Annotated in this window: 11 protein-coding genes; 1 reads left to right on the top strand and 10 read right to left on the bottom strand. The window is 34.8% G+C overall.

Annotation, left to right across the window (positions count from 1 at the left end; translation table 11 throughout):
• Nucleotide 1: 1 nt before the first annotated feature.
• The 5 genes from ACKXGU_RS01350 to ACKXGU_RS01330 form a co-directional block, all read right to left on the bottom strand.
• Nucleotides 2–643, bottom strand: coding sequence for an alpha/beta hydrolase (locus ACKXGU_RS01350; RefSeq protein ID WP_463466291.1), 642 nt, complete (start codon nt 641–643; stop codon nt 2–4).
• 11 nt (nt 644–654) lie between these two features.
• Complete coding sequence (locus tag ACKXGU_RS01345; protein WP_463466290.1) at nt 655–981, bottom strand: DUF4870 domain-containing protein; 327 nt, start codon at nt 979–981, stop codon at nt 655–657.
• Between the two features lie 3 nt (nt 982–984).
• A complete protein-coding gene (locus ACKXGU_RS01340) occupies nt 985–2,238 on the bottom strand; it encodes a dihydroorotase (RefSeq protein ID WP_463466289.1) in 1,254 nt (417 codons plus the stop codon).
• The gene (locus tag ACKXGU_RS01335) at nt 2,235–4,151 is read right to left on the bottom strand and encodes a BatA domain-containing protein (protein ID WP_463466288.1); all 1,917 of its coding nucleotides are present in this window, start codon (nt 4,149–4,151) and stop codon (nt 2,235–2,237) included. Before ACKXGU_RS01335 ends, ACKXGU_RS01340 begins: the two co-directional genes overlap by 4 nt.
• 73 nt (nt 4,152–4,224) lie before the next feature.
• Nucleotides 4,225–5,232, bottom strand: a complete 1,008-nt coding sequence (locus ACKXGU_RS01330) for a glycosyltransferase family 2 protein (RefSeq protein ID WP_463466287.1) — start codon at nt 5,230–5,232, stop codon at nt 4,225–4,227.
• 102 nt (nt 5,233–5,334) lie between these two features.
• Between ACKXGU_RS01330 and ACKXGU_RS01325 the strand changes: the two genes are divergently transcribed.
• Nucleotides 5,335–7,230 (top strand): M61 family metallopeptidase, encoded by a 1,896-nt coding sequence (locus ACKXGU_RS01325; RefSeq protein ID WP_463466286.1) that lies wholly within the window; start codon nt 5,335–5,337, stop codon nt 7,228–7,230.
• 54 nt (nt 7,231–7,284) lie between these two features.
• Here the strand turns inward: ACKXGU_RS01325 and ACKXGU_RS01320 are convergent, their stop codons facing one another.
• The 5 genes from ACKXGU_RS01320 to ACKXGU_RS01300 form a co-directional block, all read right to left on the bottom strand.
• Nucleotides 7,285–8,766: a S10 family peptidase gene (locus ACKXGU_RS01320; RefSeq protein ID WP_463466285.1), complete on the bottom strand. Its 1,482-nt coding sequence runs from the start codon at nt 8,764–8,766 to the stop codon at nt 7,285–7,287.
• Between the two features lie 76 nt (nt 8,767–8,842).
• A complete protein-coding gene (locus ACKXGU_RS01315; RefSeq protein ID WP_463466284.1) occupies nt 8,843–10,657 on the bottom strand; it encodes a cytochrome-c peroxidase in 1,815 nt (604 codons plus the stop codon).
• A gap of 5 nt (nt 10,658–10,662) precedes the next feature.
• Nucleotides 10,663–12,126, bottom strand: a complete 1,464-nt coding sequence (locus tag ACKXGU_RS01310) for a PhoX family protein (protein ID WP_463466283.1) — start codon at nt 12,124–12,126, stop codon at nt 10,663–10,665.
• Nucleotides 12,127–12,270: 144 nt separating this feature from the next.
• Nucleotides 12,271–13,035, bottom strand: coding sequence for a TIGR02757 family protein (locus ACKXGU_RS01305; RefSeq protein WP_463466282.1), 765 nt, complete (start codon nt 13,033–13,035; stop codon nt 12,271–12,273).
• A complete protein-coding gene (locus tag ACKXGU_RS01300; protein ID WP_463466281.1) occupies nt 13,035–13,436 on the bottom strand; it encodes a hypothetical protein in 402 nt (133 codons plus the stop codon). Before ACKXGU_RS01300 ends, ACKXGU_RS01305 begins: the two co-directional genes overlap by 1 nt.

Here is a 13,436-nt window from a genome sequence, read left to right as displayed (position 1 = left end):
ATCAAATCTTATCAGCTAGCCAATTTTTAAACTCGTAAAAATTTTGAGGCGCAACACCGTGTCCAACTGGAAATTCGGAGTAGGTGTAATCAATACTTAAAGCTTCTAGGAATTGTGGTGCTTTTCGAGCCCATTCAACTGGAATAACCTGATCAACACTACCATGTGAACAATACAAATGCAAATTTGAATAATTTTTGGTCGCTACATCATTCGGAATAATATTTGGATTTATGTAACCACTTAATGCAATAATGTTATTCACTTTTTCTGGATAGGTGAGTGCTACAGCATAACTCAAAATGGTACCTTGACTAAATCCTAATAAAGTCACATTATTACTATTTACAGGATATTTACTACATGCATAATCAATAAACTGCGCAATTTTATCGCGTGATTCCTTAGCTTGCTCATCGTCACTCCATTTGCCTTGGTCAGCATCAAAGTTTATGGCATACCAGGCATTTCCATACGGCTGTAATCTATGGGGAGCCCTCAAGGAAATAATAAATAATTCATCAGGTAGTTCTGAAGCGAATGAAAACAAATCATTTTCGTCACTGCCATAGCCATGACACATAATGAGTAATGGGGCGTTTTCAGATAATGAAGACGGCTTTGTAATATAGTGTAAATCCAATTCTATTGAAATTAATTGATGTTTTGAAACCACTCTTGAAACTTTTCACCTAGAACAGGAATTGGCTTGGCTTCTAATTTGATGGCATGGTAAAGGCCATACATCCAAGAGACAAAAGTTATTACCCAGAACACCGTTCCAAGCCATGAGTTCACATAGGCTTCAACAAGATTTGAAAAAATGAGCATTATGATCAATCCCAGCATTTGTCTGATGTGAAATGTGGTAAACGGATTTTTTTTATCCAAGTTCATAATGATTGAAATTATTAACCCAACAAAGGTTAAATAAGCAACAATAGCCATGGTTTTACCTTCATGTTTGATGTGTTCTTCCATAGATTAGTTTAAAACAATTTTATTGTTTGCAATGGCACCACATACCTTACCCTTGAGTATGGCTTTCATAAAAATAGCATTTTTGGAAGTAGACTTGATGTTGTTTAAACCAAACTCATAGGTGCCATCAGGACTAAATAGACTTAAATCAGCTTTATTTCCAATGGCAATAGGTTTGGAATCCAAGCCAAACCGATCACGTCCTTTGGTTAATAAATCAATCGCCTTTTTAGTTGAGAACAACGTATTTAATGCACCAAAAGCTGACTCCAATCCAATCGTTCCGTACGCCGCATAGTCAAACTCCACTTTCTTATGTTCAATATCTATGGGGTTATGATCAGAAGTCACCATATCTATGGTACCGTCTTTCAAACCAGCGATTAAAGCATCAATATCATCTTGTGTTCTCAAAGGTGGATTCACCTTAAATCGCGTATCAAAAGATTGAAGTACTTCATCAGTAAAGAATAAATTGTGAATGGCCACACTACAGCTTACATCCAATTTTTTCTTTTTGGCCTGTCTAATCAATTCAACCGATTTAGCTGTTGATATGGTTGGTATATGTAGTTTTCCTTCAGTATATTCCAATAAGAATAAGTCTCTGGAAATCTGTAATTCTTCAGAAAGATTCGGATTTCCTTTTAATCCTAGTAAGGTACTTGTGTGATTTTCATTCATCACACCCGAACCCGAAATTTTTGGTTCTTGCGGGAAAGAGAAAACCAAACCATTAAAGTTACTGGCATATTGCAGTGCAATCTTCATGAGATTAGGATCTTCAATTGGTCTTTGATAATCATAAAACCCTACAGCTCCTGCATTTTTCATATCGAACAGTTCGGCTAACTGTTCACCTTTAGCGCCTTGCGTTAAAGATCCTATTGGAACTAAAGTGGTTACATGATTTTGACCTTTGGACAACACTAATGAAATATCGGCAAAACTATCAATTATTGGATTGCTATTAGCATTGAGTACGACGGCAGTAAATCCGGATGAAGCAGCTGTTTTTAAACCATTCTGGATGGTTTCGCGCTCTTCAAAACCAGGTTCCCCAAAACTAACACTACTATCAAACCAACCTTGAGATGCATGTAAATTTTCAATGCGGACCTCCTTGTAATCATTGTGATTGGTAATACGCTTTGAGATGTTGGAAATAATACCCTTTTCTATTAAAATATCTACTGTTTGATTATGAAAATCGCCTTTGGAATCAATTATAGTGACAGATTTCAGAAGTACATTCATTTAAAATATTTTAAGATAAGCATTTCAATAAGCAAGAAAGCCAGTGCAAAAATAATAAACCATTTCCATAGCTCATTAACTTTTGAGTTACTTTTTAGTGTTTTTATCATATCGGCAGCTGAATTGCTGATGGTTACATTTTGTAGATTGGAAAGATCTTGGTAGGCCATACTACTTTCATCTCTATTATAGTTAAAGCTCACTGTCGATATGGATTCCGATTTTTTTAGAATATCAAAATTACCAGCAATATCAGGCGATTCGTCAGTTGTTACTGTTACTTTGTTGTTAAAATATTGTTGTTTAGGAATGATACTGGCCTGATTATTTTGAATGCTCAAAATATCATCCTGTTGCATATCGACAGTAATGTCAAAGGTGTTTTCCCTCCCAATAGTATAGTATAATTCAGGTGTTTTTAAACTTTGTCTGGCTATATTATAAAATGTGGGTACAATTAAAGCTGAGTTGGAAAAACTCGAATTATTGGTATTGAGCGGTGCTGTAAACACAAATAATTGTTTGTTCTGGATTAAAAATGGTCTGGAATCTTCAAACTGTAAGGGTTCAGAATTACCAACAGAAGCTATAGGGTAGTAAGAAGATACCTTTGGATATTGAAAATTAGAAACCTGTCTATCAAAAACATTTAGATAGATTGGATGAGCATACTGAATTTGAGTCACTCGTTTTTCCAAGTCTATTTTGGAACTGAACTTCAAGGAATAGCTTGCTAAAAAATCGTTGTAAGTACTCAAATCTGAATTTTCAGAAGGTATAACAATTACGTAGCCACCATTTGAAATAAAGTTATCAAGAGAATTAACTAAAGAACTGGGGAACCGTTCGATCTCATTCAGTATGATAACATTTTGATTATCGATGATACTATAATTGAGTTGCGATAGTGTTGAACTTACATAATTAAATTCGTTTGATGCATACAAGCGGTTCAGATAGTTATCATTTTCTCCAACAGTTAAAACATTCGTCTTTGGAGGCTTATTTAAATTGAAATATAAGATGTTATCAAATTGCAGACTGGTATCATCAATAATAATTTTGCCATTTGATATTTCTTGATCAGACAAACTGAATTCGGTTATTGCTTCACCACTGATTGCCGTCGCTGTTTTTGCCAATAATTTTTCACCATCATAAAGTGACACAGAAATATTTTCAATAGGGTTTCCGCTATTTGATAAACTCACTTTTAACAAGGTCGTGCTGGCCGTTGGTTTATCAATATAGGCACTATCAATACTAATATTGGTGAGATTGACTGGCTTTAATGTTACCAAATTAAATTGATAGCTGGAATCTGCTTCCAAATTAAACGGTTCCTCTTTTTGCTGAAAATCAGAAATAAAAACCACATTTTTAAGATTGGAATCTTTTTGAAACAAGTTTTTGCTTTTTAAAATAGCCGCATCATAAGGTAATTGATTGGCAGAATAATCCAGTTGCAATAAATCGTTCTGTATGGTTTTTATAGTTGTATTCTTAAAAACAGCATTATTGGTTATAATAGATAATTTCTCGTCAGGATTCACTTCATCTATGATCCCCTGAATAGCTCGTTTTAATAACTCACCCTGTTCGCCTTTGGCTTGCAAACTAAAGGAATTATCCAAATAAATAACCGTTTCCGGTTTGGTGTTAAATGTTGTGTTGCTGGAGGTGAAAGGTTGGGCGAATGCTATGATGATACAGGCTAATAACAGCATTCGTGTCATGAGGGTCAGCCATTTTTTTAATTGCGAGCTTTTTCGGGTTTGAATGATTACTTGCTTCAAAAAAGCAACATTCGTGAATGCCTCTTTTTGGAAACGACGCAACTGAAATAAATGAACGATAATAGGAATGATAAGCAGAAATAAGGCGTAAAGAATTTCGGGATGTTTAAACTGCATTCCTTTTTAATTGTTTCTTACAAAAATAGTGTTTACGCGAAAATAGAAAACCTTTTAACAACAAATTACAAAATTAGCAGAAAAAGAAATAGTCTTTTACCGGGTATAAATTCAATGACTCAAAATATTTTCTGATTTCTTTTTGAGCTTGTTCATTGGCAACCGTTATGATACTTTGAGGGTTTTCAATGGTTTTTAAAACTGAAAAGGGCAGCATTTCCTGACTATAAATATGTTTTCCTATTTTCTTCGGATTATCACATATCCAATGGAAAGGCACGTCATTTTCAACCAGTAATTTGGCAATGGTTTTTCCTTTAAAGCCAGCTCCCCAAATTACCAATGCTTTATCGGTATCATAGTCTAATTCCAAAAAATATTTCAATTTGATTTCCAAAAAATAATTTTGGGCATAATGTTCATGAGTTCGTGATGTACGTGTACTGTAATCCCGCCAATGATGAAGAATAATATCGCACGGAATACAAGTCATATTATACTTATAAAATCGAAAGGTGAGATCATAATCTTCGGGATAAAAATTGGGGTTAAATGCATCACATAAAATCAAATCATTTCGATGAATCATCCAACATGGTGAGGGAATAACACATTCTTTATAAATTTCAGAATAATTAATGCCTTTTTCAGTTAACCCATTAATCCATTTCTCATATTTTGAATAACCATCACTAATACCAACATCACTAAAATATTTAACTTTACCAACCGCCACATGACCTTGTCCATATTTTTTCAAATTTTCTGCAAGAAGTTTTAGTTTATTTGGAGTCATGATGTCATCGCTGTCCATTCTGGTGATGTAAGTTCCCTGACTATTTTTAAAAGCTAATCGGAGCGCATCAATAATACCTGTACCATTATTTTGGAATACCTTAATTCGAGAATCCGATTTTGCATAATTAAGTACTATTTGATTACTCTCATCCGAAGAATGGTCATTAACAATTAGCAATTCCCAATTTTTATATGTTTGATTAAGTATGGAGTCTAAACAAGCTGGCAGAAATTCAGCCGTATTTTTAAAAGGTGTTAAAATGCTAATCAGTTTATTTTGCATGTCACGAATATAGCAATAACTCATTTTAACAAAAAGTTAAGGTTTATATCTGTAACACATTGTAATTTTGGGCGTCAACTTAAAAACTTAATATCTTAAATAATGAAAAAATTAGTAGCCATTCTTGGTTTTAGTGCCCTGCTTGTTGCTTGTGGGTCGTCATCAAAGACTGCAACAAAAAATGATTTAGCAACCAGCAACCCAATAGAGACTTCTATTGATTTAACAAAAGTTACTGATGATAAAGCTCCAGTAACTATTAATCCTGGTAGATTTACTGAAGAAACTGTGACGTACAGACTTCCTAAAGTTGTTCAAGGAACTTATTCCGTAAGTGATTTTGGAAAATATGTAGATGATTTCAAAGCCATTGATTATGATGGAAACGAATTGCCAGTAAACAAGGTAGACACTAACACTTGGACTATTAGTAATGCTACTAAGCTTTCTTATATTACTTATTATGTCAATGATACGTTTGACATTGAGTCAACAGGAGGTATAGGAGGTGAGCAACCTTTTTCGCCTGCAGGAACAAACATCGAGCCTGATAACTACGTATTGAATTTACATGGATTCATTGGTTATTTTGATTCCTTAAAGAACAGCCAATATAAACTGGATGTAACTGCCGATGCAACTTTTAAGCGCACTTCCGCATTAGAACAAGTAAATTCTACAACCAGTGCTGATGGAAAGTCAATGACTACCAGTTATTTTGCACCGCGTTATTTTGACATTACTGATAACCCCATGATGTACGGAAATTTGGATGTTGAAGAGTTTCAGGTTGGTGATATTAAAATTGTATTGAGTGTGTATTCTCCTAATGGAACACATTCGGCTACTTCCATGCGAAATGCTATGGAAACCATGATGCAAGCTCAAAAGACCTATTTAGGTGATATTAACAGTACACCACGTTATGATATTTATGTGTACTTATCTGAAGGCACTGCAGAATCTCCAAAAGGATTTGGAGCATTAGAGCACCATACGTCTACTGTTGTAGTAATGCCAGAAGCCATGCCTGCTGCTGCATTGGATAATAGTATGGTTGATGTCGTATCACACGAATTCTTTCATATTGTAACGCCATTGAGTGTGCATTCTGAAGACGTTCACTATTTTGATTACAATGCACCTACATTTTCAAAGCATTTATGGATGTACGAAGGTGTTACGGAATATTTTGCAACCTTATTTCAAGTAGATCAAGATTTAGTAACTGAAGATGAATTTTATAATACCATTATGGGTAAAATCAAAACGGCTTCAGGAATGAACGATGCCATGAGTTTCACTGAAATGAGTGAAAACGTTTTGGATGAACCTTATGCCAGTCAATATTATAATGTTTACCAAAAGGGTGCGCTAATTGGCATGTGTGTGGATATTTTAATACGTGAAGGCAGTAACGGAAATAGAGGTATTCTATCATTAATGAAAGAATTATCGATGAAATATGGTAAGAACAAACCTTTTGAAGATGACAAAATCATTGATGAAATTGTTGCTATGACCTATCCGTCATTAAGAGGTTTCTTTGATACCCATGTTATTGGTGATACTCCGATTGATTACAACGAGTTTTTCAATAAAGTGGGTCTTGAAATTTCAGAAGGTAGAGTTACCACTAATTATATTCAAGCAGGTGGCGGTCTGATTGTAGCTCCAGATCAAGAACGTGGAGTTATATACTTTAATGATGCTGTAACTGGGAATAGTTTCTGGAATGAGCAAGGTGTAAAACCAAAGGATGTCGTTAAATCTATTGATGGTGCTGAAGTAACTATGCAAACAGCCAATCAGGTGTTTCAAAAAGTATTTGCATGGCAGCCTGGAACCGACGTTGAGGTCGTATTAGATAGAGACGGAGAAGAAATTGTCATTAAAACCAAACTGACACAGGCTTACACAACTGGTAAAGGCCTAATGCCAAAAGCTGATGCCACTCCAGAGCAAATTGCTTTACGTAAGGCATGGTTAAAAGGCTAAAAATTCAAGATATAAAAGTTAAAAGCCTGACTGTTTAGTCAGGCTTTTTTTGTTTTAATATTTCGCTGCTTTACCATTTGCCATGGAGTTTTTAATAAAATCTCGCAAATCATTATTAGCTTTAATAAGATCTTCATTCCGTAAATACATCATATGACCACTTTTGTATCCCTTAAAAGTAAAACGATCTTTCATTTTACCACTAGGATCTATCTGCCACATGGTATATTTGGCATTAAAGTACGTGGTCGCACCATCATAGTAACCCGATTGAAACAACACTTTTAAATAAGGATTTTGCGCCATAGCCAATCGTAAACCTTCCCTGGTATTATCGTTTCGCCTGTCCCAAGGACTTACATCGGCCAGCATATTATAGGTAATATCTGTTTTAAATTGTAAATGCTCTCTGATGTAATAGTTTATCGGAGGTGTGAAGCTGTGCAACCAAGATGATAATTCAGCATTAAAGTCTGGACTATCACTTGCATCATCTTTATCAAGTCCTAAATAGCGCGAATCCAATCTTCCAACAGTATAGCCTTGGTCACGTAATAATTCTTTCCAAAAGAAATTGGTAGGCACCCGTAAATTATTTCTTAAAATCACTGTTTCACTCAAGCCTGAATAATAGGCCATTTTTTTAGCAACAGCTAGTTTTTCTTCAGCTGTTGCAAATCCGCCTTTGGAAATGACAGGTAATAAGGTATTGATGGCATAATTTTCAACTTCAGGTAGAATATCCAATAGCTCTTTATTCTGAAGTTCGGAAGATAATTGTTTATGATGCCATGCAGTCGCAGTATAATAGGGTAGGTGTAGTGCTTCTGAAATAGGGTTGCCACTATACAGAACCTTGTAATCGGCAGGTGACACCATGATTACCCCATTTAAATACATAAATTGGGTGTTCTGCAATTCATTGGCCAAGCCCATAACACGCGTACCGCCATAACTTTCGCCAATAATGTATTTTGGTGATTCCCAACGATTATTTCTGGAAACAAAAGTGTTCATCCATTCGGCGAGATATTTAATGTCGGCATTGATGCCATAGAATAAATCTTTTTCAGGCATTTTCCCTTCTTTATCTGGTAACATACGCGAATAGCCTGTATTAACTGGATCCACAAATACAATATCGGCTACGTCAATTATAGAATAAGGATTGTCCTTGATACCATAGGGTTGAACAGGGTAACCCTCATCATCAATATTTAAAAGCACAGGACCAGTATAGGCTATATGCATCCATACAGAAGCCGAGCCAGGTCCGCCATTAAAAGAAAATACAATCGGTCTATCTTTCGCCTGACTATTTGATTTCTTATAATAGGTATAAAATAAAGTTGCTATCGGTTCGCCTTTATCATTCCAAACAGGTTGGGTTCCAGCAGTTGCTTGATATGGAATACTTTTTCCATTAACAGTTACTGAATGATTGGTAGTTATGGCAGTATCTACTGCTATTTCACGGTTTTGGGACCATGTAAAAAAATAACATAAACAAAAAAAGAGAGTTGAAAAACGTTTCATAAAAAATGCTTGATTAGTAATTGATTCTAAAGGTACAATTTTTACTAATCAAGCATTGGTATAATTTCAGGACATTTTAATAGACTGATTGGTTATTTTCTTCCAAAGGGTCTGAAAGTGAATTTAAAAAAGCAATCAAATCCTGAATTTCCGTTTTGGTCAAATTAAGTGGGTCAGGAGGTAGGGTTTGATTTTCTATATCAATACCCAAACCAGCGGCTCCACCTTTGTTATAAAAATCAATGATTTCTTCCAGCGTGTTATAAACACCATTATGCATATAGGGTGCTGTATGCGCAATATTTCTGACTGTTGGGGTTTTAAAGAAGAATTTGCGTTCTGTAGTTTTGTAATAGTCATAACGACCTAAATCGTCATCAATTTCAGCATTTATGGTGTCAGTTGTTTTGGGGACACCAATTAACTCCATTTCTGATTCCTTAAAGGCTGTTGGTACAGTACCATTAAATACGGGAGCAAAATGACAGGTAGCGCATTTGGCTTTACCGCTAAACAAGTTATAACCATTGATTTCTGAATCCGTTAGTGAATTCTCTAAATTGTTAATATTTCTATCAAATTTAGAATTGAAAGGAGTCAAGCTTTTTATAAAACTGGCAATAGCATGCCTGATGTTTTCTTCATTAATACTATCCTTATAGATTGCATGAAAAGCTTCTTGATATGCCGAATTGGTTTTTATAGCTTCTTCAAAATTTTGTAAATCACTATGAAATTCATTTTCATTATTGATAACCGATACAATTTGTCCTTCTAAACTGCCAGCTCGATTGTCATAAAAGAAACCTTTTTGCAAGGCTGCATACATTAGTGTCGGACTGTTGCGGGTGACATTTTTAGAAATTCGGAGTCCATCAGTATAGGCTTTATCTGGATTATGACAAGTAGCACAACTAATCGTTTTCGAATTTGATAAATTGGTTTCAAAGAATAGTTGTTTACCAAGCGCTACCTTTTGATCATGAAGGCTATCGTTTCGGTAGGATGAAAAATAACTCATGTTAAATGTTTTATCCGAAAATAAGGATGCGGCATCGTTGTTAATCGCTTTCTCAAAAGGAAATGTGACATTCCAGTCATTTACGGTCTCATTCCAAAGCAACAAAGCTTTATGGGTGTGATTCTTTAGGAATTCATACCTATTAAAAGTATTAAAATCGCCATCTAAACTGGTGATTGCAGCTGTAATTTCGGCTTGCCAGTTATCAAACAGTTTGGGATTATTAAATTGATTCTTGTAAATATGTAAATAATCAGCAATGGCCTGATAGGTTATTTGGGCTTCTTCTAGTGAATTTTCCAATGCAGGTGAATCAAAACCAGTAATGCCTGTCAATGCCGTTCGGATAAGTTGATCCCTAACCATCCATAAAGCATGATAATTTTTTATATAATTTAGATCTAGGTTATCATGGATGAGTTGCAGTCGTTTAGATGTTTTTACAGCGTGTAACTTAACTTGATCAAAATTGGGTGCATCAGCAAACAATGCTTCTTCTATAACCTGAAATCCGGTAGGCTCTTTTATTTTTATATCCGTAGCATCTTCTTCTTCAATTTTCAGAATATTAGGTTGATTTAAAGACTTGTAGTTTTCGGAATCTGTAAATGCCAAAACTGGCTCCAATAGCTTGAATTCCTTTCTAGCTTTTAAATAAAGGTTTTTGCTTTCTGAAAAATCATTGGATTGAGACAGACTATCCAATGATTTAATACAGTTAGTTAAATGTTGAGTATATAGATTCTGAAGTGATTGTTGCTTCGGAATATTTTCAACATACTGCTTGGAGGGTTCCTGCAAGCAGGATATAAATAATAGGGAAAAGAGGCTTATGAAAACACAAGCCTCTTTTTTAAATGATATTGACATAAAATTTATCTCTTTAAACCTTTAATAACATAAAGCATACTTCCTTCATTAGAAGTAGGTGTAGGGTTAGCTGTAGGATCCGTAAAACCAGGATCTTCCCATCCGTGATTTTGAGTAATCAATAAAAATGTACGATCAACAGCTACTGTTTCAGAAATATCAATCATACCGGTAATTTCCCAATTAGAAGCGGTTGTTCCATAACCTAAAGACGCAGCCAATTCTTGATTACACTCTAAAACTGTTTTTAAGTTTTTAGAACGGATGTTGTATTCATATAATTGAGCAAAATGTGCTTTGTCAGCAGTATCAGGATAACCATTTGGGTCTTCTTGAATGTAAACATAATCTTCAGTAACTACAATGTTGTCTGGGCTATGGAATGCTTTAGCTTTTCCATCTAAAATATCACCATCCAATACACAAGTGATGGTTCCAGAAAGTGGATTGTTTTCATCTAAAATGACATGGTAAATTCTTCCGTAGAATGTTCCTTTACCAAGAAGCGCATCTCGTTTTCTACCAGTTACAGCAAAGAAAAACTCTCTATTGTTTTCAGCAGAACCGCGTCTCCAATCGATATCTTCCACACGAGAGAATCCCATGATGCCTAATGCTCTTGATTCAGCTTCTAACTCATCCAATGTTCTTTCATTATACTCAACAAAATTGATATCATAAGTTTCACCTTCCTGCATGTCCATTTCATATTCAATGGCATCGTTCATCACTTTTAATCCATACAAATTGCCACCGCTTAAATCGCCTTGAGAACCAACGTACATGGCCAATTGACCAGATGGTGTTTCATTATCACTAGTATCATCACCAATCAAAACAACTGTTTGACCAGGAAAGGCATTTTGATGCATCGCTACAGCATTTTCAACAGACCATTGTCCCATAGCAGGTAATAAACTGGCTGATGAAGCATCAGCTGCATCTCTAAAAGGATTTACAGAAAAAACACCTTTTGAAGCACCTCCCCATTCACCACCAGATAAGTATAATGGACCAAAGCCATGTTCTTCAGGCGTGATTAATGATCCTGAACATTGGGCAGTAGAAGCCGTTGCAGAAGCATTCACAATATATTCTCCGTGAACGGGCTTAAATGTTTCATCTAATGTAATTCTCGCAATTGAATAATCAGCTTCAATATTATTAATTAAGGTGTAAGTACCATCGTTGTTTTTGATAAGACCAGCACCATCCGCCATACTTCCGTAAACAAAATCAGGAGATTGTGGAAGTACATCTTCTGAAGATAAAATGGGATAAACCGATAAATTTTTAAACCCAGGCTTTAAATCCAAAAAATTTGGTGTCACCGAGTGACTTGCAAATTCAACTTGATTTGATCTTCTTTCATTAGAAGCTTCTAAACCAGTTTCTTGTTGAGGGACAACATCTTTATCACAAGCAACAAAAGTTGATGCTATCATAGATGCCAATAATAGTTTTTTCATGTTTTTAGTATTAAATTGATTAATACCGTAAAATTAGAGTCATAAAACCGGGAACGTGTTAAAAGAATATTGGCTTTAAATGAAGAATTGGTTATCTGAATGTTAGGAATGTAAACTTATGTTTACTATTTGAAATGATTCTTATTAAAATTTCTCAAAAACGCCCAAACCAAAAAGCGCAAAATCATATTTCACGGGATCACTTGGGTCTAAACTACGTAAACTTGTGTCTAGTTCTTGTAAGGCTTTGGCATCATTTTGTTTTCGGGTTAGTAAACCTAGCTTCCGAGCAACATTTCCAGAATGGACATCTAAAGGACAGGAGAGTTGGGATGGCGAAAGACTTTTCCAAATACCAAAATCTACACCAGTAATACCAGGTCTCACCATCCAACGTAAAAACATATTGATACGTTTAGCAGCTGAATTTTTTAAAGGATCTGAAATATGCTTTTGGGTTCTGGGCAGATGTTCTATTTCAAAGAAAACCTTTTTAAACTCATGAATAGAATTTTGAAGACTGGTTTCTTCAGCATGTTTTTTAAAAATAGCCTCTAAACCTTTATGGTTTTTGTAAATATGTTGTAAACCTGAAATAAATGTTATTAGGTCTATACCATTAAAGGTACGGTGTACAAAACCTTCCAATTTCTGTAAGTCGGATTCTTGATGATTTATGACAAAATCATAAGGTGATTGCTCCAATAAATCCATCATCCGATGTGCATTGTTAATAATACTCTTGCGGTTACCCCAGGCAATGGTGGCTGTTAAAAAAGCGGCTATTTCAATATCCTCTTTTTTTGAAAATTGATGCGGCACTTGAATCGGATCAGAATCAAGGAACTTGGGGTTATTGTATTGTTTGACTTTGGAGTCCAGAAATTCTTTGAGCTCATCAAATAGCATCAGTTAATTTTTTGTTTTGTCTCTTTAATTACTGTTTTAACAATGACCGTCGTACTATTGAAGTGATAGATTAAAATCCCAAGAATTAAAATAAGAATACTAAAAAATAAATTTATTGAAACTTCGATGCTGCCTTGATCAACAAAAAGCTTTATTAACTGTGATAATAATAAGAATGAAGACCCAATTATCATTAAAACAGAAAAAAGGGTTATTCCCGATTTAGCATATTCGCTTTTGGTTACAATGAGCATCAAGATTGTAAATTGAATGATGGCCCTAATCATAGCCATAACTTTATCAAACATGATAAATGTAAAAAGATTCCAACAGATTAACAGTATAAGAGTAATAATTAGGCAAACTTTAAAGGTTTGATTCTTAAAAAATGTTTCTTTCAT

The sequence above is a fragment of the Hanstruepera sp. CR43 genome (genome assembly GCF_055227665.1).
Note: the sequence above shows the minus strand (reverse complement) of the source record. Positions and strands in the feature narration are given on the sequence as shown.

What these genes read in the sequence shown, in the direction of transcription:
- ACKXGU_RS01345 (WP_463466290.1), bottom strand. Translation starts at nt 981, where the DNA reads ATGGAAGAACACATCAAACATGAAGGTAAAACCATGGCTATTGTTGCT.
- ACKXGU_RS01340 (WP_463466289.1), bottom strand. Translation starts at nt 2,238, where the DNA reads ATGAATGTACTTCTGAAATCTGTCACTATAATTGATTCCAAAGGCGAT.
- ACKXGU_RS01335 (WP_463466288.1), bottom strand. Translation starts at nt 4,151, where the DNA reads ATGCAGTTTAAACATCCCGAAATTCTTTACGCCTTATTTCTGCTTATC.
- ACKXGU_RS01330 (WP_463466287.1), bottom strand. Translation starts at nt 5,232, where the DNA reads ATGCAAAATAAACTGATTAGCATTTTAACACCTTTTAAAAATACGGCT.
- ACKXGU_RS01325 (WP_463466286.1), top strand. Translation starts at nt 5,335, where the DNA reads ATGAAAAAATTAGTAGCCATTCTTGGTTTTAGTGCCCTGCTTGTTGCT.
- ACKXGU_RS01320 (WP_463466285.1), bottom strand. Translation starts at nt 8,766, where the DNA reads ATGAAACGTTTTTCAACTCTCTTTTTTTGTTTATGTTATTTTTTTACA.
- ACKXGU_RS01315 (WP_463466284.1), bottom strand. Translation starts at nt 10,657, where the DNA reads ATGTCAATATCATTTAAAAAAGAGGCTTGTGTTTTCATAAGCCTCTTT.
- ACKXGU_RS01310 (WP_463466283.1), bottom strand. Translation starts at nt 12,126, where the DNA reads ATGAAAAAACTATTATTGGCATCTATGATAGCATCAACTTTTGTTGCT.
- ACKXGU_RS01305 (WP_463466282.1), bottom strand. Translation starts at nt 13,035, where the DNA reads ATGCTATTTGATGAGCTCAAAGAATTTCTGGACTCCAAAGTCAAACAA.
- ACKXGU_RS01300 (WP_463466281.1), bottom strand. Translation starts at nt 13,436, where the DNA reads ATGAAAGAAACATTTTTTAAGAATCAAACCTTTAAAGTTTGCCTAATT.